General features: G+C 72.0%; 19 protein-coding genes and 5 pseudogenes. 6 read left to right on the forward strand and 18 right to left on the reverse strand.

The window, feature by feature from the left end:
• Positions 1-39: 39 nt before the first annotated feature.
• The 5 genes from ACTWQH_RS19755 to ACTWQH_RS19775 all read right to left on the reverse strand — a co-directional run bounded on the left by ACTWQH_RS19755 (position 40) and on the right by ACTWQH_RS19775 (position 6,266).
• Positions 40-1,218, reverse strand: coding sequence for a baeRF2 domain-containing protein (locus ACTWQH_RS19755; RefSeq protein ID WP_443287958.1), 1,179 nt, complete (start codon positions 1,216-1,218; stop codon positions 40-42).
• Positions 1,215-1,769: a type 1 glutamine amidotransferase domain-containing protein gene (locus ACTWQH_RS19760; protein ID WP_443287959.1), complete on the reverse strand. Its 555-nt coding sequence runs from the start codon at positions 1,767-1,769 to the stop codon at positions 1,215-1,217. Before ACTWQH_RS19760 ends, ACTWQH_RS19755 begins: the two co-directional genes overlap by 4 nt.
• A gap of 7 nt (positions 1,770-1,776) precedes the next feature.
• Positions 1,777-3,603 carry a thiamine pyrophosphate-requiring protein gene (locus tag ACTWQH_RS19765; RefSeq protein WP_443287960.1) on the reverse strand — a complete coding sequence of 609 codons (1,827 nt, stop codon included), beginning with the start codon at positions 3,601-3,603 and terminating at the stop codon, positions 1,777-1,779.
• 34 nt (positions 3,604-3,637) lie between these two features.
• A complete protein-coding gene (locus tag ACTWQH_RS19770) occupies positions 3,638-5,713 on the reverse strand; it encodes a glycoside hydrolase family 31 protein (protein WP_443287961.1) in 2,076 nt (691 codons plus the stop codon).
• A 178-nt stretch (positions 5,714-5,891) separates the two neighbouring features.
• Positions 5,892-6,266, reverse strand: coding sequence for a hypothetical protein (locus tag ACTWQH_RS19775; RefSeq protein WP_443287962.1), 375 nt, complete (start codon positions 6,264-6,266; stop codon positions 5,892-5,894).
• Between the two features lie 162 nt (positions 6,267-6,428).
• Between ACTWQH_RS19775 and ACTWQH_RS19780 the strand changes: the two genes are divergently transcribed.
• The gene (locus ACTWQH_RS19780; RefSeq protein WP_443287963.1) at positions 6,429-6,698 is read left to right on the forward strand and encodes a GntR family transcriptional regulator; all 270 of its coding nucleotides are present in this window, start codon (positions 6,429-6,431) and stop codon (positions 6,696-6,698) included.
• Between the two features lie 112 nt (positions 6,699-6,810).
• Here ACTWQH_RS19780 and hemC read toward each other — a convergent pair.
• The 9 genes and pseudogenes from hemC to ACTWQH_RS19825 form a co-directional block, all read right to left on the reverse strand.
• Positions 6,811-7,724: pseudogene (hemC, locus tag ACTWQH_RS19785) on the reverse strand (hydroxymethylbilane synthase).
• A 328-nt stretch (positions 7,725-8,052) separates the two neighbouring features.
• Positions 8,053-8,331 (reverse strand): hypothetical protein, encoded by a 279-nt coding sequence (locus ACTWQH_RS19790; protein WP_443287964.1) that lies wholly within the window; start codon positions 8,329-8,331, stop codon positions 8,053-8,055.
• Positions 8,331-8,552, reverse strand: coding sequence for a hypothetical protein (locus ACTWQH_RS19795; protein ID WP_443287965.1), 222 nt, complete (start codon positions 8,550-8,552; stop codon positions 8,331-8,333). Before ACTWQH_RS19795 ends, ACTWQH_RS19790 begins: the two co-directional genes overlap by 1 nt.
• A complete protein-coding gene (locus tag ACTWQH_RS19800; protein WP_443287966.1) occupies positions 8,546-8,842 on the reverse strand; it encodes a hypothetical protein in 297 nt (98 codons plus the stop codon). Before ACTWQH_RS19800 ends, ACTWQH_RS19795 begins: the two co-directional genes overlap by 7 nt.
• Before the next feature lie 214 nt (positions 8,843-9,056).
• The gene (locus ACTWQH_RS19805; RefSeq protein ID WP_443287967.1) at positions 9,057-9,497 is read right to left on the reverse strand and encodes a hypothetical protein; all 441 of its coding nucleotides are present in this window, start codon (positions 9,495-9,497) and stop codon (positions 9,057-9,059) included.
• 95 nt (positions 9,498-9,592) lie between these two features.
• Positions 9,593-10,834: a helix-turn-helix domain-containing protein gene (locus ACTWQH_RS19810; RefSeq protein ID WP_443287968.1), complete on the reverse strand. Its 1,242-nt coding sequence runs from the start codon at positions 10,832-10,834 to the stop codon at positions 9,593-9,595.
• 323 nt (positions 10,835-11,157) lie between these two features.
• Positions 11,158-11,523 (reverse strand): hypothetical protein, encoded by a 366-nt coding sequence (locus tag ACTWQH_RS19815; protein ID WP_443287969.1) that lies wholly within the window; start codon positions 11,521-11,523, stop codon positions 11,158-11,160.
• A complete protein-coding gene (locus ACTWQH_RS19820; RefSeq protein ID WP_443287994.1) occupies positions 11,523-12,149 on the reverse strand; it encodes a hypothetical protein in 627 nt (208 codons plus the stop codon). The genes ACTWQH_RS19815 and ACTWQH_RS19820 overlap by 1 nt, the downstream gene beginning before the upstream one ends.
• A gap of 114 nt (positions 12,150-12,263) precedes the next feature.
• Positions 12,264-12,449 (reverse strand): annotated as a pseudogene (locus ACTWQH_RS19825) (helix-turn-helix domain-containing protein); the annotation flags it as partial.
• A 195-nt stretch (positions 12,450-12,644) separates the two neighbouring features.
• Here ACTWQH_RS19825 and ACTWQH_RS19830 point away from each other — a divergent pair.
• The 3 genes from ACTWQH_RS19830 to ACTWQH_RS19840 all read left to right on the forward strand — a co-directional run bounded on the left by ACTWQH_RS19830 (position 12,645) and on the right by ACTWQH_RS19840 (position 15,071).
• Entirely contained in the window at positions 12,645-13,106 is a 462-nt protein-coding gene (locus ACTWQH_RS19830) for a hypothetical protein (protein ID WP_443287970.1), read from the forward strand.
• Positions 13,107-13,253: 147 nt separating this feature from the next.
• Complete coding sequence (locus ACTWQH_RS19835) at positions 13,254-13,913, forward strand: class I SAM-dependent methyltransferase (protein ID WP_443287971.1); 660 nt, start codon at positions 13,254-13,256, stop codon at positions 13,911-13,913.
• A 594-nt stretch (positions 13,914-14,507) separates the two neighbouring features.
• The gene (locus ACTWQH_RS19840) at positions 14,508-15,071 is read left to right on the forward strand and encodes a dihydrofolate reductase family protein (RefSeq protein WP_443287972.1); all 564 of its coding nucleotides are present in this window, start codon (positions 14,508-14,510) and stop codon (positions 15,069-15,071) included.
• Positions 15,072-15,167: 96 nt separating this feature from the next.
• Here ACTWQH_RS19840 and ACTWQH_RS19845 read toward each other — a convergent pair whose 3' ends face one another.
• The gene (locus ACTWQH_RS19845) at positions 15,168-15,536 is read right to left on the reverse strand and encodes a hypothetical protein (RefSeq protein WP_443287995.1); all 369 of its coding nucleotides are present in this window, start codon (positions 15,534-15,536) and stop codon (positions 15,168-15,170) included.
• 98 nt (positions 15,537-15,634) lie between these two features.
• Positions 15,635-16,045: pseudogene (locus tag ACTWQH_RS19850) on the reverse strand (methyltransferase domain-containing protein); the annotation flags it as partial.
• Positions 16,046-16,483: 438 nt separating this feature from the next.
• On the opposite strand from ACTWQH_RS19850, the pseudogene ACTWQH_RS19855 reads away from it, so the two are divergent.
• Positions 16,484-16,819: pseudogene (locus tag ACTWQH_RS19855) on the forward strand (transposase); the annotation flags it as partial.
• Between the two features lie 105 nt (positions 16,820-16,924).
• Here the strand turns inward: ACTWQH_RS19855 and ACTWQH_RS19860 are convergent.
• Complete coding sequence (locus ACTWQH_RS19860) at positions 16,925-17,407, reverse strand: pyridoxamine 5'-phosphate oxidase family protein (protein ID WP_443287973.1); 483 nt, start codon at positions 17,405-17,407, stop codon at positions 16,925-16,927.
• Between the two features lie 16 nt (positions 17,408-17,423).
• Between ACTWQH_RS19860 and ACTWQH_RS19865 the strand changes: the two are divergent.
• Positions 17,424-17,603 (forward strand): annotated as a pseudogene (locus tag ACTWQH_RS19865) (hypothetical protein); the annotation flags it as partial.
• Between the two features lie 219 nt (positions 17,604-17,822).
• Here ACTWQH_RS19865 and ACTWQH_RS19870 read toward each other — a convergent pair.
• Entirely contained in the window at positions 17,823-20,213 is a 2,391-nt protein-coding gene (locus tag ACTWQH_RS19870) for a phosphoketolase family protein (protein WP_443287974.1), read from the reverse strand.
• Positions 20,214-20,220: the final 7 nt, after the last annotated feature.

The following is a 20,220-nucleotide window of genomic DNA, read 5'->3' on the forward strand; positions in this document are numbered from 1 at the left end:
TCCTCCTCGTCCGCGGTCACGTCGTCGGCCATGCCGTCATCAGCCACCGCCCGATCCCTCGTTCCGCTCCCGCTCCCGCGGCTCGTATCCCCAGCGCAGCAGCGCGCCCAGACCCCCCGCCGGGATGTCCTCGCCGGGCGGCACCGGCACCACCTCGGCGCCGGTGGCGACCGCCGCGCGCAGCAGCGCGTCGTCCGCCCGCGCCTTGACGGGCTCGGGCTCGGCGTCCCGGCCGCCCAGGGCCTCGGCGTCCGCACGCCGCAGGGCGAGCTGGTCCGGCTCCCGCCCCACCCACACCTCGCGCTCCAGGCCCTCGCCGCCGGGCCGGAACAGCAGCTCGGCGATGCGGTGCTCCTGCGCCGCGCCCACCAGCGCCGGCAGCCCCTGCACCGACTCGATCGCCCCGCCCGCCGGGGCCAGCCCGGCGCGGAAGCGGTCGAGCGTCTCGGACTCCCGCGAGTGCAGGTACTCCTCCCGCGCCGCGGCGATGTCCTCCTCCAGCGGCTGGCTCTTCGCGCCCTCCGCCCGCCCGCCGTGCCCGGTCTCGGTCGCGGCCTCCCGCAGCGGCGAGGGCAGCCGGTCGTGCACCGAACGCCGCTCCCGCGCGTCGCCCGCCAGCACCAGCACCTCGGCGCCGGTGCGCGCCATGTCGCTGGCGAGCGTGTCGGCGATGCGGGCGGCGTTCTCCTCCCAGGTGTTCTCGACGGCGAGCTGGAAGTGGCGTTCCGACCAGTCGGACGAGGCGGTGCGGTGCGTCGGCCAGTCCCGGCCCGTCACCTGCCCGGCGGCGGTCGTGGCGCGTTCGCGGCGGAGCTGGAGGTCGGCGCCCTTGCGGTCGACGTACGCCACGAGGCACGTCGGCTCCTGCCTGCCGAACTCGACCATCGGGGCGATGCGCGGCAGGGCGGCCCAGCAGCTCAGCGACGGCGACGGCGGCGGGGGCGCGGCCAGCGGCACGTCGAGCACGACCTCGCCCTCCGTCGCGAACAGCGCCCGCCCCGGATGCCCCGGCTCGGGCGGCAGCGCGGCCAGCGCCAGGTACAGCGCGTCGCAGGTCGCCTCGTCAGCGCCCTGCGCCGCCAGCCGGTCGCGGATGCCGCGCGCCCGCAGCTCCTGCTGGCGGGCGGCGTCCTCCGTGGCGCGCGTGGTGTCGAAGTACGCCGAGGCCCACGGGCCCGGACGGCTGAACAGCGGACTGAGAAACGCCAGCTCGATCATGACGTCCCCGGTGCCCCGGCGAACGCCTCAAGCATCGCCTCGTCGAAGAACTTCAGGTCGTCCGGCTTGCGGCTGGTGACGAGGCTGTTGGGCCGGTCCCGGCCCTGGTCGACCACGACCGGCTCGTCGACCCACTCCCCGCCGGCGTTGCGGATGTCCGTGCGCAGGCTGGGCCACGACGTCAGCCGCCTGCCGCGCACGACGTCGGCCTCGACCAGGGTCCACAGCGCGTGGCAGATGGCCGCGACCGGCTTGCCCGCGTCGAAGAACGCCCTGGCGAAGGCGACGGCGTCGCGGTTCAGGCGCAGGAAGTCGGGGTTGGCGACGCCGCCGGGCAGCACGAGGGCGTCGAACTCGTCCACGGACGCCTCGGCGACGGTCTGGTCGACCGGGAAGGTGTCGGCCTTGTCCAGGTGGTGGAACGCCTGGACGCTCCCGGGGCGGGTGCTGATGAGCTGCGGGGTCTCCCCGGTGGCGGTCAGGGCCTCCCAGGGGTCGGTCATCTCGATCTGCTCGACGCCCTCGGGCGCGACGAGAAACGCGACGCGCATCGCGATGTCACCTCTCATCCTTCTCATGCCTCGTCGGCTTGTGCTTCCGGCCGGGCAGGATGTCCTGCACCTTGGCCCTGAACCCCTGCTTCACCACCGCGCCCGCCTCGGCGTCGCCCTTGAGGATCGCGGCGGCCGTGGACTCCATCTGCTGCCAGGTCGCGTGCGGCGGAATCGGCGGCACCGACGGGTCGGTGAGGAACTCCACCACCACCGGCTCCTCGGCCGCCATCGCCTCCCGCCAGGCCGGCTCCACCTGCTCGGGCTTCTCCACCCGGATGCCGGTCATGCCCAGCGTGCGGGCGAAGTCGGCGTACCGCACGTCGGGGATGCGCTGCGAGGGCAGGAACTGCGGGGAGCCGCTCATGGCCCGCATCTCCCAGGTCACCTGGTTCAGGTCCTGGTTGTTCCACACCGCGACCACGAACCGGGGATCGGACCACTCGCCGGCGTACTTGGCGACCGTGATCAGCTCGGCCAGGCCGTTCATCTGCATGGCACCGTCGCCGACGAGGGCGATCGCCGGCCGGTCGGGGTGGGCGAACTTCGCGCCGATGGCGTACGGCACGCCGCAGCCCATCGTCGCCAGGGTGCCGGAGATCGAGGCGCGCATGGAGCCGCGCATCCGCAGGTGGCGGGCGTACCAGTTGGCGACCGACCCCGAGTCGGCGGTCAGCATCGCGTCGCCGGGCAGCAGCGGGTCCAGCGCCCGCGCCACGTACTCCGGATTGACCGGGTCGGCGTCCACCTCCGCGCGGCGCTCCAGCACCTCGCGCCAGTGCCGCATCGACGCGGTGATGTCCTCCTGCCAATCCCGCCGCACCTTGCGGCTGAGCAGCGGCATCAGCCGGCGCAGCGTCTCGGCGGCGTCCCCGACGAGGTTGACCTCGTAGGGGTAGCGCAGCCCCACCATGTGCGGGTCGATGTCGATCTGCACGCCGCGCGCGTGGTCGAAGTCCGGCAGGTACTGGCTGTAGGGGAAGTTGGAGCCGATCGTCAGCAGCGTGTCGCAGTCCCGCATCATCTCGTAGGAGGGGCGGGTGCCCAGCAGCCCGATCGCGCCGGTGACGTACGGCAGCTCGTCGGGCAGCACGTCCAGGCCCAGCAGCGCCTTGGCGACGCCGGCGCCCAGCATCTCGGCGGTCTGCTCCACCTCCGCCCGCGCGCCGGCCGCGCCCTGGCCGACCAGCATGGCGACGCGCTCGCCGGCGTTGAGGACCTCGGCGGCGCGGCGCAGCGCGTCGTCCGTGGGCACCTCGGAGTAGTCGCTGCGGTCGAGGCTGGAGGGCACCATCTTGAACTCGTGGCCGGGCGGCTCGTAGTCCAGCTCCTGCACGTCGGCCGGGATGATCACGGCGGTGGGGCAGCGGCGGGCGTAGGCGGTGCGCAGCGCCCGGTCCAGGACGTTGGGCAGCTGCTGCGGCACGGTGACGGTCTCCAGGAAGTCGGAGGCCACGTCCTTGAACAGGCCGTGCAGGTCCACCTCCTGCTGGTAGGAGCCGCCCATGGCGCTGCGCGCCGTCTGCCCGACCAGCGCCACGACGGGCACGTGGTCGAGCTTCGCGTCGTACAGGCCGTTGAGCAGGTGGATCGCGCCGGGCCCCGAGGTGGCCGCGCACACCCCGACCCGGCCGGAGAACTTCGCGTACCCGACCGCCGCGAACGCGGACATCTCCTCGTGCCGCGCCTGCACGAAGCGCGGCCGGTTCCCGGCGCGCTCCCAGGCGGCGAGCAGCCCGTTGATGCCGTCGCCCGGGTACCCGAAGACGTGCTCCACGCCCCACTCGCGCAGCCGGGAGAGAACGAAGTCTGCGATGTTCTGGGTCTGCGTCATGGCGCCACGAGTAACCGCCCCCGCGGGTGGCTAATCATTCCTCTTCGTCCAGTACGCCCGCTACACCGCGCTCGGCGCGCACGTACGCCGGGAACTGGTCGGGGGCGCACCGCACCTCCCGCCAGCCCGGCCCGGTCACGGGCGGGCAGCCCAGCAGCGGCGTCCACTCCCCGGGCGGAGCGTAGAAGGCGCGGTGGCCGCCGGGCTGGAGGATCGGCGCGACGAGGATGTCGGGCCCGAGGAGGTACTGCAGCTCGGCGTCGCGGGCCTGCCGGTCCCCGGGGTACGCCAGCGGCATCGCCCGCATCAGCGGCAGCGGCCCGGCGGCGGCCTCCGCGATGTGACGGCGGAGGCGGCGCCGCAGCCGGCAGGCGGCGACGGCGGCGCTCCGGGCCGGCTCGGGGTACGCCGTCGGCTCGCGCCGCCCGGTGCCGTGGAAGCGGGTGATCGGCGAGAACGCCGCCCACTGGGCCCATCGCCCGTACAGCTCCGGCTCCACGTCGGCGGTGACGGCGTCCGGCGTCATGGTGGCGCGCAGCTTGGCGGCCTGGCGGTAGGAGGCGGGCGTCCAGTAGCCGCCGGCGTCGAAGGTGACGACGGAGAAGCCGCTGAGCGACATCGACAGCACGGCGCGCAGCGTGGAGACCAGGCCGCTCCAGGTGGAGGGCAGGTCGCCGGCCCAGTGGGCGGGGTCGCGCTGCGAGCCGGCGGTGCCGGAGCGGGACAGCGGCACGAAGTCCTCGCCGTCCTCGCCGCGGGCCCGCTCGCCCGCCTCGCGGACCGTCTCCTGGTAGAAGAGGCCGTAGCTGTTGCGGCGATCGACGCCCGTGCTGCCGTCGGCGAAGACGGCGTGGCCGGGGATCTCCTCGCCGAAGTCCGACATGACGGCGGCATTGCCCTCCTCGCGGAGGGTTGCGGCCAGCCGCTCGCACCACCACTCGCGGGCCGGGGCGTTGAGGAAGTCCACCAGGTAGGTGTCGGGGTTGTCGGAGGTGGCGGCCGGGTCACCGTCGGCGTCCTTCAGCAGGAAGCCGCGGGCGGCGAGCGCGTCGGCGAGCGGGGTGCCGCGCTTGACGTAGGGGTTGATCCACAGGCTGGTCCGCACGCCGGTCTCGGCGAGCGGGCGGGCCCAGCCGGCGGGGAAGCGGGCGCGGTCGGGTCCCGCGCTCCAGGAGGCGTCCTCCAGCACGCTCTCCTCCAGCCACTCGTCGACGTGCACGACGTCCACCGGGCAGCCGGCGCCGTTGAGGGTGTCGACGGTCCGCAGCACCTCCTCGGCGGTGAAGTACGAGCAGCGGCTCATCCACACGCCGAACGCCCACTCCGGCAGCTCGCGCGGGCGGCCGGTGAGGGCGAGGTAGCGGCGGAGGATGGTGGGGGCGTCGCCCGCGATGAGGAAGAGGTCCATCTCCTCGCCGGTGGACTCGACGAGGGCGGCCTCGGAGTGGGTGGCCCCGAGGTCGGCGTCCACCGGGCCGCCGCCGTGCACGAACAGGCCCCAGCCGGCGTCGGACCACAGCAGCGGCACGTTGAGGTACGCCGAGTCGCGCCCGGCCGCGCGGTGCTCCTCGACGTTGCGGAGCCTGCGGCGGCGGCCCCGCAGGTTGATGCCCTGGTAGCTCTCGCCGCCGCCGTAGACCGCCGCCTCGGGGGCGAGGTGGATCGTCTCGACCCACCCGGCCGGGGTGCCGGAGGTGGCGGGGCGGTAGCCGGCGTGGAAGGGGACGGTGTCGCCCTCCGGCTCGGAGAAGCGCTGGAAGGCGCCGAAGCACAGGTCCTGCGGCGCGCCCTCGGCGTGGTCGAGCTGGTCGTGGCCGCCGGTCTCCCAGACCGCCTCGACGCCCGGCCCGCTGATGAGGGTGCCGCCGGGGACGCGGGTCAGCCGCGCCGGGCGGTGCGGCAGGTCGAGGAGGATGGGGTCCGGCAGGCGCGAGCGCCGTTCCGGCGCGGGAACCTCCGGCGGGCCGGTGGCGCTCAGCCGCAGCACGCCCTCCGCCGGCACCTCGCATCTGACGCGCACGGTGCGGCCGGAGGCGAGGGTGACCAGCAGCCGACCGTCCCCGTCCGGGTCGGGCTCCGCCGCGACGTACGGGTCGATGCGTCCGTCCACGCGCGGCGAGTACCCCGCATCTGACGCCGCCCACACCCCGGCACCCCACCCAGGCCGTCGGTGGTTGCGGTGGGCGCTCAACCACCCGCGCTTGCCCGCCCACCCCCGCCCCGCTCAACCCCGGGTGGGGTGCCGGGGTGTGGGCGGCGGACCCCAGCCACGGCGGCGGGTCAGGTGGCTACCCGGCAGCCGCCAGCGCTTCCGGCCAGCGGTACACGCGCCCATGAACCTCGATCCCGGCCCCGTCGATGAGCGCCTGAACTCGCCGCGCACGCTGCGCGCGGCGCTTGTCGTCGCGTTCTCGCAGCTCAGCCTGCCGTCGTTCGAGCCACACGGCGGACTCGGCCAGCACGACATACCAGGGGACGAGAAGCGACTCGTCGTCCATCAGGATCACGCCGGAGTGCTCCGCCTCGTCCGTCGGTTCAGGCTCCGAGGCGGGAATGACGGGGCTCTCCCCGGTCGGCAGGGGACGCTCCCGGCGGTGCGTCCCGCGGCCTGCGGGCAGCAGCGAGAACAGCCACATGAGGGCGCGCGCGATAAGGTCGGGCACGTTCGTCAGCTCCCTGTTGGCTGATGGGCTATGCCCCGGCCGACGGCCTGCCCGCCGTCGTCGGGGCTTTCCTGTTGGCTCGACCATAAACGAACTTGTCTGCCCTCGTCTACCTACATACGGCTCAGGTGGCCTACGCCTGCGCACGTCTACGTTTGTGCCATGGCTGCGGGAGAGATCGATCACGAGTCGCCGACGCCGGTCTACCGGCAGATCGCGGCGCTGCTCATCGCCGACATCGAGCGCGGCGCCCTTGAGGTGAATCGCAAGATTCCTTCGGAATCAGATCTCGTGAAGCGTTTCGGCGTGGCCCGTGATACCGCGCGGAACGCCGTGCGGTACCTGCGCGAGCAGGGCTACGTCTTCACGGTGCCGCAGCGCGGAACATACGTGGCCGAGCAGAGGCCAGATGAGACCGCCCCGGACGAGTGAGGGGCCCGGATCTGCGGACGCGCAAGTCGGTGCCCCCGCCGTGACGTGAGTGTGGGGTCGAACGGACCAATGTCGCTGGCCTGTTCGACCCCGATCTGCTGATGGAGCCGCGTCAGTGCGGGATGCCGTCGATGATGTCGCGGGCGCCCTGGCGCAGCAGCTCGGCGGCGACGCGGGCGCCGAGCACGGCCGGGTCGTTGGACTCCTCGCCCCAGAGGTGGGCGTGGACGAACTTGCTGCCGTCGCGTGAGAACACCATCCCGCGCAGGGAGAGCTGCCCGTCCGGTTCGGTGACGCAGTGCCCGGCGATCGGGCTGTTGCAGTGGCCGCGCAGGCCGTGCAGCATCACGCGCTCGGCCGTCACCTCCGTCATGGTCTGCTCGTGGTTGATGCGGTCCAGCAGCATGGCCACGTCAGTGTCGTCGCGGCGGCACTCGACGCCGATGACTCCGGCGCCGACGGCGGGCAGCATCTCGTGGGGGGTGAACCACTGCCGAGCGCGGTGGACGAGGTCGAGGCGGCCCAAGCCGGAGGCGGCCAGCACCATGGCGTCGGCCGCGAGGTTCCCCTTCGTGCCGTCGAGCTTGGCCAGGCGGGTGCCGACCAGGCCACGCACCCTGACCACGTTGAGGTCGGGCCTCACGCGCAGGATCTGGGCCTTACGCCGCACGGCGGAGGTGGCGACCGTCGCCCCCGGCGGAAGGTCATCGAGCCTCTGGGCTGTGGAGCCTTCGGGGAAGACGAGGACGTCCCGCACGTCGTCGCGTTCGAGGTACGCGGCGAAGATCAGCCCTTCGGGCAGGGGCACATCGCCCGGCACATCCTTGACGCAGTGCACGGCCGCGTCCACCTCGCCGCGCTGAAGCATCTGGTCGATCTGCCGGGTGAACAGGCCCTTCCGCCCAGGCGGGCGAGATCCCCCTGCCACCGGTCGGCCTCCGTGGTCACCGGCACGACCTCGATGGCCAGGTCGGGAACGTGCTTGCGCAGCAACGCGGAGACCTGATCGACCTGGGCGAGAGCCATGGGTGAGCTGCGGCTGCCGATCCGCAGCGTGCGGCCGGCGGGGAAGTTGGTCACGTCGTCAGTTTCCTTCCAGGAATACGGGTCTCACGGTAGAGGGGCGACCGGCGCCGCAGAGCGCGGGCGCGACGCGGGCGGCCGCGGGCGTCGGTGCCCCGGCCGCCGCCCCCTTGGCGGCCGGGGTCCTTGCCCGCCCGGTGAACGCCGCAGGCGGGCGTCGTCCACCGCTCCGGCCCCGACACACCGGTGCGGGCCGCGCCCATGGCCCGCGCGGGGCCGGAGCGGGGAGTTGGGGAGAGCCGGGCGCCGGGCGGCAGGCAGCTTGGGGCCGTCACGGCGGCGGCTGGGGGTCGGCCGGGGCGCGGAGGGCGGTGAGGATGCGCTTCATCACCTCCGGTCTGTCGTCGAAGGTCGAGCACTCCGGGGCGCAGGCGTACAGGCCGTAGGCACGGCCGTTGTGCTCGACGACATCGAGCAGCTGGACGGCGCGCCAGGTCGGCAGCAGGGGACGGCGGCACAACGCGCACACCAGGCCGCGCAGTTCGTCGTCCCACGCCGGCGGAGGTGCGGACTCCTCGATGTCGTCGGCCTGCTCGACCGCCATCGCCATCACCGCGCCCGTCCTCTGGCCCGGAGGGCGTTGCAGCTCATGCCCTGCCGCATGACCATCCGCGCGCCCGAGGCGAGGCCCAGCACCACCGCATCCCGAGTACCGCCCACGGCCCGCATGTCCACGACGGCGATCTGCTGGCCGTCAATGGTGAGCACGTCGCCGACGCGCACGGTCGCCGGCGTGACCATCAGCGAGTCGTACCCGGCCGGGGTCAGCATCGGGCCCCTCCCGCGTCGGCGGCGGTCTGGTCCTCGCATGCGTTCTCGGCGAGCAGGCGGTCGGCGGCGGCCTTGATGAGGTAGTCGACCGGCCACGCGAGGAGGTCCTCCGGGGTTCCCTCGGGCATGGCGAGTCGCCCGTCGACGATGCACAGTGGCTCGTCACGGCGCAGGTAGCCGTGGACCCTCAGCAGCGCCTCCACGGTCGGCCGTATCTCGGCGGCGATCCGGGCAACCTGACTGGCTGTGAGGGTGGCGTAGTCGTGCCGGGGCTCGGGCTCGGTCATCATGCCGCCGCCGACCGGTACGTGACCTCACCGCGCCAGGTGTCCGGTTGCTCGACGGCCGGCACGATTCCGTGACGGTCCACACACAGCCCGCAGGCGTACACCGACCACCCTGGACCCGACGCCACCTCGATGACGCCGACGAGGACCGGGACCACACCGTGCGGCAGCTCGGTCGTGGCGCGCTCGCACCACCCACAGCACGTCGCCACGGCGTTCACCGCGCAGCCCCCGGACGCGGGCCGCACAGGGCGGCGACCGCCGCCGCGAGTGCGTCGTGCAGTTCGGCGGGGTCGGTGAGGCCGTCGCCCTCCAAGGGCACGAGCCACTGCACGCCGCGAGCGCCGCGCGGGACGAGGGAGGGCACCGGCACGTAGCACGCGGACCCGTAGACCGTGACCGGCAGCTCCCAATCCACGGCCGAGCCCGGCGGGATGAGCCAGTACAGAACGCCGTCGCGGCGGTCGGCGATCACGCCCCGGGAGCGCCCGGCCAGTAACTCCAGCGCGTAGGCCCCGATCCACTGCGCGACGCGCACCGCGTCGAACGCCTCGCCACACCGCGTGCTGCGCACGCCAACGTCAGCGGGTGGCAGCCACGCAGGCAGGTCGGGGGCGGGCTGTGGCGGGGTGTCCGCCTCTCTCGCGATCTGGTCCATCGGTCGGCCCTCACGGTCATCGTGATCAGGTGATGACCGACCGTAGGACTGGCCAGACGGGAGAAGGGGCAGGAATCCTGCCCCCGCACAAGCGTTCAGGCCGCCAAGATGCCGATCTTGACCGCCAGTTCGGACGCACGCCGCCGCCGCTCCGGCGACTTCGATTCGGTCTCCTCGAGCACGATCCTGCGCGCGTAGCCGTTGTAGCGGATCGTCTCCGGCGCCGCCTCGTGCGCCCGGTCCAACATCGCCAGGGCGGTATCCGCCTGCCCGTCGAGTTGGTAGCCGCGCGCTTCCTCGATGCGGTGCCTTGCCCGGCGTGGCCGGGACGGAATCGTCATGGCATCCGCCGCCGCCGCCTGCCTCACCGACTCACCGCCTGCCCGCAACTCCACCGCCACGGTGACCGCGTGGGCTCCCATGATCGCCTGCGAGAACGAGGTGATCGGATGGTAGTAGTCGCCGCGGAGCTTCCTGGCGATCTTCCGGGCCTTATCCCAGTGCCACCACGCAACACCGGTATCGCCACGACGCGCGGCCGTATACCCGGCTTCGAACTGCAACGCGCCTGCGATGGCCCGTACATCGTCAATGGCGTCAGGCAACAGCGGTTCCAGATAGCTCAGCGTCTCCCGCGTCACAGCGTCGGCCGCGTCCAGATGAGGCGGCCCGCCGTCCCTGTGAGCGTTGGCCAGCAGCCACGCCGCGACGCCGATCGCGTGCGGGTCTTCGGACTCCTGCGCGGCGACCATGCCCCGCTCAGCCACCCGCCACAGCAGCGCCGAATCCGGCTGGTAGGCAAGGAAGAACTGGCTGAGGCTGTACACCTCGGCGAGCGCGGCCTGCGCGGCGCGGCGCTCTGCCGCACCCTCGGCCTGTCGCACCACAAGCTGCGCGTCCCGGATCAGGTCCGGCAGAAGCGCCCCGATGACCTCGCGGTGGTCCGGCGACGAGTGCCGAGCGGACCACGCTCGAGCGAGCCGCGCGCGAAGATGAGCGGCGGGCGGCGCCTGGCGCGACGTCGCAGAGAGCGGGAAGGCATTGATGACGGCCGCCACGGCGGGCAGCCGCGCGTGCCCCGGGCCGATGAAGAGGTCGACAGGCATGGACTCCTGGCCTGTTAGTTCGGAGAGGTCCCGGACGCGCAGGGCCTCGGCGAAGCGCAGGATAATCGACAGCTTGGGCGTCTGGATCTTGCCGGTTTCGACTTGCTTCAGCCAACTCACCGACATCCCCACCAGACCAGCCAGCACAGGGCGGGACATGCCTCGCCGGTTGCGGAGAATCTGGACTCGCTGACCGAAGGCGACGGGCCCCGGGGTCGCATCAGAGGACATGGCCTTGCCCCTTCCTGTACAGCTGGACACTGTCAGGGTATGGGGCAGGGCCCTTTCCCGTGAGGCGCCCGGCAACCCCTGCTCAAAATGGTGAACTTGCCCCCTACTGCTCCGCGCTGTCGTGGCAGGCTGGCCGGTTGCGCGACGGCCCCCGCCCGCAAGAGGGAGGGGTTGGCGCGGACGAGGGCCGGTGGGGGTGACCCGACCGTACCGCCGAACATGCCCGCGAGCGCCCGCCGCGCAGGAGTGCGTCAGGTGCCGACCGGCTGCCCCGGGTCGTCGAGCCACACCTGCTCCCCCTCCGGAGTGAAGGTCAGGTCGAACTAGATGGCTCTTGTACGCCGGGCGAACTCCGTCACTCCCGCGATGCGGTGGCCGACTAGGTCCCGCTTGAGCTCACGAACAACACCGCGCTGCACCTCCTGCGGCGCGGCCTGCTCCGCCGCGAGCAGCGCCGCGTAGCACTGCCGGGGACGACCCCAGTCGGCATACGACCGAGCCACGTCGATGTACAGGCGCGCGGTCCGCTCGCCGCCCAGCCCCTTGGTATCGATCCCCCGCGCGGCGCCAACGGCGGCGGCCGGATCGCCGAGCCGCTGATGCACTGACACCTCGTACAGCGCGGCGTGGCGCGTGGTGAACCCATCCTGGTCCCGGACCTGTGCGGCGTGGGAGCGGGCCGCTGCCATCAGCTCCTGCGCCGCCTGCGCGTCTCCGGCCTTGGCCGCGGTGTAGGCCGCGGTCGCGTAGAGGATTCCAGGGCTGACAGGCGTGGCTGAGCAGGGGCGCCGCGAGTCGCCTCTAGTTCGTCGGCGGCCCGGACGGCGATGGACAGCGCCCGCCCCGGCTGCCCGTTGCGGCGGTACGCCAGCGCAGCCATTCGCTGGGCGTCGGCGATGGTCAGGGCGTCCCCTGCCTGACGGGCGTGCGTCAGTGCCCGGTCGGCCGTGACCATCACGAGCGTGTCCTCGCCGAGCTTGGTGGTTGTGCGGGCGGCGACGCCGTAGAGCACCGCGAGGGCCCGATGAGAGGCCTTCCCCCCGATGGGGTCCGCGAGCGCGAGCCGATGGGGCAACGTGTCCACCAGTTCGGAGTACCGCCCGGCGGCAAGCTCGCTGCGAGCGGCGGCCACGGCCCGGCCCAGCGTGGGACGGTCCACGTCGCCGCGGGCAACTGGCAGCCCGTGAACGAGGGCGTCGCCCAGCCGGCTGGTGTCCGACTCCGTGAGGAGTCCTCGGTCCGCGCCCGCCATGGGCGCGAGGGCGAGTCCGGTGGCTGCCTGTCCGGTCAGCGTCAGTAGGTGCCTGCGTCGCATAGCAGCGTCCTCCGTGGCCTCGTCGGGCGTATGCCCCGGCACTCTAGTGGCGAGTCCTCCACCGCGCGGCTGACCGTGGCCAGAACCCACCCATTCGATCCCGAGCGCGTCAGGCGGGATACCCAATACGTGCATGAGGCGCCGAACTGTTCGCCAATCCGGAGCACGCGCCCCGGTCTCCAGTCGGCTTATCGCGGAGGCGGAATAGCCAACGTGGGCGCCCACCTCGGCCTGCGTCAGGCGAGCGGCGAGGCGCGCCAGCCGTAAAACGGTTCCCACGTCATCAGTGTGGCATCGCACTGTGACCCCTCCTCACATGCGGAACCTTTCGACGGTATACAGGGCGCTAGCGCTTTTGGTAGGTCGTGAAAGGCGTACTGGCACACGGTGTGCGTAGTCGGCATAGCGTGTGCGTGCGCCCCCTTGGCGCTTCTCTCCATCCCGGATCGGCGGTGCCATGGGAGGGCACCCATCCCCGGCCTGAAGGGAGACATCATGGCGACAGCACCAGAGATCCACGCCCCCAGGGAGGTAACGCCCTGGCGGGACCCCCGGGAGTATGTGACCCCCGATGTGTGGGAGCGGCAGATCAAGCTGCTCACCCGGGACCACCCGTTCGACACCGTGATGGCCGAGCGGCTGTTCGGGCAGGCCGTCACCTACCTGATCACCGCCATGGAGAAGTGGGGCCAGGGCCTGGAGATCGGCTGTGGCCGCCTCGTGGATATGGCCGTCCACGCGTTCATTCTCGACACCGTGAACTACCGGGAGTTCTGCCACATGCATTTCCGTGGCAAGTTCCTGGAGCACGTGCCCGAGATCGGATTCAAGTACGACGGGTCCGTAGAACGCACTGCAACGGTGATCGCCGAGAACGGTTTCCCCGTGGATTGGTCCCTGTGGGAGCACGATTTCGCCAAGTGCACCCCGTGTCACCCGGGCAGCAACTGCCACTGAATCGGCCCTACTGAACGGCCGTGTGGGACCCCCGCACGGCCGTTCCCCTTGCGCACCTGAGGGGGGAATCGCGAGAACGGCAGCGATCACCCGTGAGTCTCGGTAGCGTGGCGCGCCACTCGTCCCACGCCACTCACCGGGGTTGCCGTGCACATCATCGAGAACGAGGCCGAATACTGGGACCACTACGCCTGCGGCGTCACCCTGCAGCCTGCGCAGGACGCGCTCAAGCGGGCGTTCGGCTGGACGCAGTACGACGGGCACGGCCCCGGCGAGGAACTGCTCGGCGATCCCAGCACGGCGCTGGAACTCGGCAGCGGCACCGGCGCGGCGGTCGCGGCGCTCGCATCCAAGGGCATCGAGGCGACCGGGATCGACCTCTCGGGCGAACAGTGCGCCCGCGCCCGCGAGCGGTGGGGCCACCTACCGAACGCGCGCTTCGTCCAGGCGGACACCGTGGACTGGCTCGCGTCCCGCCCGCAGCGGTGGCAGGCCGTCTACTCCATCTGGGGGGCTGCCTGGTTCACCGACCCCGACGTTCTCCTGCCCCTCGTCCATGACAGGCTGACGCCCGGCGGCCGGCTGGTGTTCTCCCACGCAGCCGCGGTCCCAGGCAGCTACGGCCGCCAGGGGATGTACGGCAACGGCTTCGCCGGACGGGCGGTGTGGGTGTACCGATGGGCATTCGAGCCGGCAGGCTGGACGGAGATCCTGAACCGTCACGGATTCCGGGACGTTCGCGTGTGGACCGAGCCCGCTCCCGACCCTCGGAACGTCGGCACGCTCATCGCATCGGCCCGGCCGTGACCCCTGCCGCTGCTCGACGGTCGAGCAACGGGCGGCCGAGGACGCCGCACGCCCTCGGGCGGGCCAGGCCCAGTCGGCCACCTCGGGGAGATCCGTCCCCTGCCTCGGGGCGGTACGGCCGACGTCGTTATCGAGGCTCGCGAGGCCGGTCTGCCGGTGGATGTCATCTGGCCTGATGGAGCAGCGCGACGCGACTAGCTCCATCCGAGCCGACGGCCCCCGCCCGCAAGAGGGAGGGGTTGGCGCGGACGAGGGCCGGTGGGGGTGACCCGACCGTACCGCCGCACGCGCCCGGGAGCGCCCGCCGCGCAGGAGTTCGTCAGGATGCAGGGTCTCGCCGCTCGTGACATGTCGATCTTGCGTGACCTGGGCGTTCTTGGCTGTCTCACGGCCTTGTCACCCATGATCAGTCTCAACTCCGTGGCCTTTCCTCGCGAGGGCGAGGGCGAGATCAGGCGGCTGGTCCGAGTCGGCCGAGTACGCCACGCCGAGCCCCGAGCACGAGGGCTACCGGCGAGCCCAGATCGCGCACCGATGAGTTTCCCGCGCCGCGCTGGTCTACACGCCGGACACCCACGGACGGAAGGCTGAGCCATGCGGAAACTGATCTACGGCATGAACCTGTCCCTGGACGGCTATATCGCCGCGCCCGGCGACGACCTCAGCTGGAGCGGGCCGAGCGACGAGCTGTTCCAGTGGTGGCTCGACGAGGAGCGGGCGATCAGCCTGTTGCTGTATGGGCGCAAGCTGTGGGAGACCATGAGCGCCTACTGGCCGACCGGCGACCAGCAGCCGGGCGCCACCCCAGCGCAGATCGAGTTCGCGCGGAACTGGCGGGACACGCCGAAGGTGGTGTTCTCCTCGACGCTCGACAAGGTCGACTGGAACACTCGCCTGGTCACCGGCGACGCGGTCGCGGAGATCACTCGGCTCAAGGCCGAGGACGGTGGGCCGATGAGGGTCGGTGGCGCAGCGCTCGCCGGGGCGGCGATGCGGGCGGGGCTGATCGACGAGTACACGATCGTCACCCATCCGGTCCTGGTGGGTAGCGGCACACCGTTCTTCACCGCGCTGGACAGCTGGGTGAACCTGAACCTGGTGGAGACACGGACGTTTCCCGGCGGCGTGGTCCTCACCAGGTACGAGACGAGGCACTGAGCAGCAGCACCCACGCGCCAGTCTCACGGTGATGTCGTGTACGACATCGGTACGACACGGCCCGTGAGATGACGACATCAGCCGCGAGACCCTGCATCAGGCGCCGACCGGCTGCCCCGGGTGGTCGAGCCACACCTGCTCGCCCTCCGGGGTGACGGTCAGGCCGAACCGGTCCACGCCGGGCTCTCCGTGAGCGCGCCACCAGGCGTGGGCGGCCATGTACTCGTCCCACAGGCGCCGATGGCCGACGCGCCGCACCACGATGTCGGGGCCCGTGCGCTCCCGCCGCACAGCGGCCGTCCATGAGTCGTCGGACAGGCTGTAGAGCCACTGCGTGTGGCCGTCGTCGTGCTCCTGAAGGGCGTGGGACGCCTGCCGCATCCGCAGCCCGGCCAGGAAGGGGAACGGGTGCCAGTCGCCACCATCGCCGCAGGAGGGCCACTCCGTTGTCGTGGTGTCCTCCACCGGGAGGCCCGGGGGGTAGGTGGGGTCTGGAAGCGTTGCGAGCGCAGCTTCATGAACTCGACGAACTGCATGAACGAGCCGGAGGCGGTGCCGTCGCCATGAACGTCCAGCCGTGCCACGGCATCCCGGGTCGTGAAGTTCGTGCCCCACGGGGCCAGGATGACGCCGCCGAGCTGCGCCTGCTTCAGCCACGCGACGGGGATGCGGCGCAGCCCGCACGTGGCGATGATCCGGTCATACGGCGCGCCCTCGGGCCAGCCACCGGCGCCATCCGCCGTCACGACCCTTGGGCTGCGCCCGGCCCGCTTCAGCGCTGTCCGCGCCTGCTCGGCGACATAGGGGTCCACCTCCACCGTCACCACGGCCTCGTCCCCGAGGCGGTGTGCGAGGAGCGCGGCGTTCCACCCGGTGCCCGTGCCGATCTCCAGCACGCGCTTCCCCGGCTCGACGTCCAGCGCGGCGAGCATGGAGGCGACCAGCGAGGGCGCTGACCCGGAGCTGGTGGCCATACGGCCCGGCTCCCGGCCGGTGTGCCGCCCGTCGTCCCACTGGGTGACGATCGGGGCGTCCGACTCCGCCGCCTGCTGCCACGCCGCCGGGTCGTCTCCGCGGTGCACGGGGGTCGAGACACCCGAGCGCACATCGTGCGGCCAGATCAGGTCGGGCAGGAACAGCGAACGGGGGAGGCCACGAAACGCGGCCTCCCACTCAGGTGTCGCGGTGACGGGAACCGTCACTTCTTGTCGTCCTTACGGTGATCCCCATCTCCAGGGGGTGAGGGGCTGTCCGGTCCCGGGGCCTGCGGCTGCCACGGCTGGCCAGGCAGCCCATCCTCTCCCTTGCCGCCGCTTTCGTCACCATGCTGGCCTGCCATGTCGCTCCCCCTCGTCAGAGCTGGCCGTAACGGCGCGACCACCGTCGCTGGTAGACCGCCACGGGTGCACGGCGGCCTTACCGGCGCGATCTTCCACACCGACAACGGGGCCCAGTACTGCTCGAAGGACTTCGCCGAGCTGTGCCACGAGCTGGGCGTGACCCGCTCCCGCGGGGCCGTGGGCACCTCCGCCGGCAACGCCGCCTGCGAAAGCTTCCACGCCTCGCTCAAGCGCGAGACCCTGCGCGGCACCCGCTACAACGTCGACGCCGCCACCTGCCGCCGCACCGTCTTCCGGAGGCTGACCCGCTACAACACCCGACGACGACACTCAGCGAACGGGCAGCTCAGCCCCCTCGCCTACGAACACCAGCACCACCAGAGATCAACCAAGCTGACACTGGCCGCACGACACAACGAACGCATGTCCACCTTCACGAGGGAAGACTCCCCGGCGTCGAAGGGACGCCACGACCCACTCCCAGCTGATCGCGGCGCTGGTTGAACGGCTGTGTTAGAGGGGCACTGCCACGCGGTGGTCGGATGTGCGGCCGTGCACGGGGCACGGCTGACTGGACGCTTGCGGACAGAGCATGAAGTGCTCGGTCACCGTTGCCCGGTACGCCCGGTATCGGCCGGGAGGCCGGAAAGCCTCCGGTCCCTGGCTGAACGGCGCCGCGCCCAGGTAGATCTCCAGGCCCTGGTCCAGTTCGGCTCCGGTCAGCTCGCACGCTGTGGCGGCCATGTACACCGCTTCGTCCGAGCCCGGCTCCTGCTGCGAGTTGAACACCACGATGCCGATCCGGGGCCGCACCGCGATGTTGCGGACCTGCGTCGCCTCGGGTGAGGAGATCCAGTAGAACGTCGAGTACCCGTCGGCCACATAGAAGACTGGCGACGCCCAGGGCTCGCCGTCCGTGTTCGCGGTCGCCAGCGTCATGAAACGGTTGCCGTCGATAATTGACCGGCCCTCGACTTCAAGCTCCCCGGTGTCCATGGCGTAGACCGTACATCTGACGTGCCGCACCATCTTCCGGTGGCTGGCCCGCTACAACACCCGACGACGACACTCAGCGAACGGGCAGCCCAGCCCCCTCGCCTACGAACACCAGCACCACCAGAGATCAACCAAGCTAACGCTGGCCGCACGACACGGCGAACCCATGTCCACCTTCACGGGGGAAGGCCCGTGATCATTCAGGCTCATCCGACCATAGGCTCAGCTCGCGCAGCATGCGGATGAACACCACCGCGCGCCAGCGTCACGGGGGTTGAGTGCCTCCTCGTGGGCTCGCGGGCGCTCTGACTCGCACACCTTCTGCGCCCGGGTGCGCTCGCTCGACCTCGGTCGCCTCACGCATCCGGGTCGAGGGACTGCGCCCAGGAGGTTGACGCGGCGGGGCAGGCGCCCCTCAGCCCAGCCAGGTCCACTCCGCCACCTCCGGGAGATCCGTCCCGTGCTCGCGGATCCACGTCCGATGCCGCTGCCGCACGTCCGCCATCGCCTGACGCAGCGGCGCGGCCGGCACCGCCAGTCCCGGCACGCGGTCGATGACGTCCATCACCAGGCGGTAGCGGTCGAGGTCGTTGCGGACGACCATGTCGAACGGCGTGGTGGTGGTGCCCTGCTCCTTGTAGCCCCGCACGTGCAGGTGCGGATGGACCGCCCGCCGGTAGGCGAGCCGGTGGAGGAGCCACGGGTAGCCGTGGTAGGCGAAGATCACCGGCCGGTCCCGGGTGAAGAGGGAGTCGAAGTCGCGGTCGGTCATCCCGTGCGGGTGCTCCCCGCGCGGCAGCAGCCGCGCGAGGTCGACGACGTTCACGACCCTGACCGCCAGCTCCGGCAGGTGCCGCCGCAGCAGACCCGCCGCCGCCAGCGCCTCCTGCGTCGGCACGTCCCCGGCGCACGCCAGCACCACATCGGGCTCGCGGCTGCCGTCCTCCGTGCCCGCCCACCGCCAGATCCCGGCGCCGCGCGCGCAGTGCGCCCGCGCCTCGTCGATGTCCAGCCAGTCGAAGCAGGGGTGCTTGCCCGCGACCACGACGTTCACCAGGTCGCGGGTGCGCAGCACGTGATCGGTGACGGCCAGCAGCGTGTTGGTGTCGGGCGGCAGGTAGACGCGGACGACCTCGGGCGACTTGTTCAGGACGTGGTCGACGAACCCGGGGTCCTGGTGGGAGAAGCCGTTGTGGTCCTGGCGCCACACGTGCGAGGTCAGCAAGTAGTTCAGCGAGGCGACCGGCGCGCGCCAGGGCAGGCGGCGGGCGGTGTGCAGCCACTTGATGTGCTGGTTGGCCATGGAGCTGACGATGTGGACGAACGCCTCGTAGCAGGAGAACAGCCCGTGACGGCCGGTGAGGAGGTAGCCCTCCAGCCAGCCCTGGCAGGTGTGTTCGGAGAGGATCTCCATCACCCGGCCGCCGCGCGCCAGGTGCTCGTCCGTCGGCAGCAGCTTCGCCTCCCACGCCTTGTCCGTGGCGGCGTAGATGGCGTGGAGGCGGTTGGACTCGGTCTCGTCGGGGCCGACGACGCGGAAGTCGCGGCGTTCGGCGGTGTCGGCCATCACCTTCGCCAGCAGGTGCCCGAGGACGGCGGTGGGCTCGTGCCGCGCGGCGCCGCGGGTGTCGGCGTTCACGGGCACGGCGTAGCGCTCCAGCGGCGGCAGCGGCAGCTCGCGCAGCCGCAGGCCGCCGTTGGCGTGCGGGCTGGCGCCCAGGCGCCTGGCCCCGGGCGGGACGTGGGCCAGCACCCGGGGGCGGGGGCGGCCGGCGGCGTCGAAGAGTTCCTCGGGCCGGTAGGAGCGCAGCCACGCCTCCAGCAGGCGCAGGTGCTCGGCGTTGGTGCGGGCGTTGGGGATGGGGATCTGGTGGGAGCGCCAGGTGTCCTCGACCGGCAGGCCGTCGACCTCGCGCGGGCCGGTCCAGCCCTTGGGGGTGCGCAGCACGATCACCGGCCAGCGGGGGCGTTTGCCGTTGACGCCCTCGGCGCGGGCGCGGCGGATGCCCGCGATCGTGTCGAGCGCGGTGTCCAGGGCCTCCGCCATGGCGCGGTGCATCGCCATGGGGTCGCGGCCGGTGACGTGGATGGGCTGGTGGCCGTGGCCGCGCAGCAGGTCGTCGAGGTCCTGCCGGGGGAGGCGGGCCAGCAGCGTGGGGTTGGAGATCTTGTAGCCGTTGAGGTGGAGGATGGGCAGCACGGCGCCGTCGCGCACCGGGTCGAGGAACGCCGCAGAGTGCCAGGCCGTGGCCAGCGGCCCGGTCTCGGCCTCGCCGTCGCCGACGACGCAGGCCACCAGCAGGCCGGGGTTGTCGAACGCCGCGCCGTAGGCGTGGGCGAGGCTGTAGCCGAGCTCGCCGCCCTCGTGGATGGAGCCGGGCGTCTCGGGCGCGACGTGGCTGGGGACGCCGCCGGGGAAGGAGAACCGCCGGAACAGCCGGTCCATGCCGTCGGCGTCGCGCGTGACGTCGGGGTAGATCTCGGTGTAGGTGCCCTCCAGCCAGGAGTTGGCCAGCACGGCCGGGGCGCCGTGGCCCGGCCCCCACACGCACAGGCAGTCCAGGTCGCGCTCGGCGATGACCCGGTTGAGGTGGGTGTGGACGAGGTTGAGGCCCGGCGAGGTGCCCCAGTGGCCCAGCAGCCGGGGCTTGACGTGCTCGGGCCGCAGCGGCTCGGCCAGCAGCGGGTTGCCCATGAGGTAGATCTGGCCGGCGGCCAGGTAGTTGGCGGCCCGCCAGTGGGCGTCCAGTGCGGCGAGCTCCTCGTCGGCGAGCGCGTGATGGGGGCGGGGCGGGGCGTCGAGCATGCCGGTC

Source organism: Streptomyces sp. 6N223 (assembly GCF_052246635.1).
In the GTDB taxonomy this organism is placed as follows: Bacteria; Actinomycetota; Actinomycetes; order Streptomycetales; family Streptomycetaceae; genus Streptomyces.

Excerpts from the sequence above, each read along its gene's own strand:
- ACTWQH_RS19755 (WP_443287958.1), bottom strand. The coding sequence starts at position 1,218 with ATGATCGAGCTGGCGTTTCTCAGTCCGCTGTTCAGCCGTCCGGGCCCG.
- ACTWQH_RS19760 (WP_443287959.1), bottom strand. The coding sequence starts at position 1,769 with ATGCGCGTCGCGTTTCTCGTCGCGCCCGAGGGCGTCGAGCAGATCGAG.
- ACTWQH_RS19765 (WP_443287960.1), bottom strand. The coding sequence starts at position 3,603 with ATGACGCAGACCCAGAACATCGCAGACTTCGTTCTCTCCCGGCTGCGC.
- ACTWQH_RS19780 (WP_443287963.1), top strand. The coding sequence starts at position 6,429 with ATGGCTGCGGGAGAGATCGATCACGAGTCGCCGACGCCGGTCTACCGG.
- ACTWQH_RS19790 (WP_443287964.1), bottom strand. The coding sequence starts at position 8,331 with ATGGCGATGGCGGTCGAGCAGGCCGACGACATCGAGGAGTCCGCACCT.
- ACTWQH_RS19795 (WP_443287965.1), bottom strand. The coding sequence starts at position 8,552 with ATGCTGACCCCGGCCGGGTACGACTCGCTGATGGTCACGCCGGCGACC.
- ACTWQH_RS19800 (WP_443287966.1), bottom strand. The coding sequence starts at position 8,842 with ATGATGACCGAGCCCGAGCCCCGGCACGACTACGCCACCCTCACAGCC.
- ACTWQH_RS19805 (WP_443287967.1), bottom strand. The coding sequence starts at position 9,497 with ATGGACCAGATCGCGAGAGAGGCGGACACCCCGCCACAGCCCGCCCCC.
- ACTWQH_RS19810 (WP_443287968.1), bottom strand. The coding sequence starts at position 10,834 with ATGTCCTCTGATGCGACCCCGGGGCCCGTCGCCTTCGGTCAGCGAGTC.
- ACTWQH_RS19815 (WP_443287969.1), bottom strand. The coding sequence starts at position 11,523 with ATGGCAGCGGCCCGCTCCCACGCCGCACAGGTCCGGGACCAGGATGGG.
- ACTWQH_RS19820 (WP_443287994.1), bottom strand. The coding sequence starts at position 12,149 with ATGCGACGCAGGCACCTACTGACGCTGACCGGACAGGCAGCCACCGGA.
- ACTWQH_RS19830 (WP_443287970.1), top strand. The coding sequence starts at position 12,645 with ATGGCGACAGCACCAGAGATCCACGCCCCCAGGGAGGTAACGCCCTGG.
- ACTWQH_RS19840 (WP_443287972.1), top strand. The coding sequence starts at position 14,508 with ATGCGGAAACTGATCTACGGCATGAACCTGTCCCTGGACGGCTATATC.
- ACTWQH_RS19860 (WP_443287973.1), bottom strand. The coding sequence starts at position 17,407 with ATGGACACCGGGGAGCTTGAAGTCGAGGGCCGGTCAATTATCGACGGC.
- ACTWQH_RS19870 (WP_443287974.1), bottom strand. The coding sequence starts at position 20,213 with ATGCTCGACGCCCCGCCCCGCCCCCATCACGCGCTCGCCGACGAGGAG.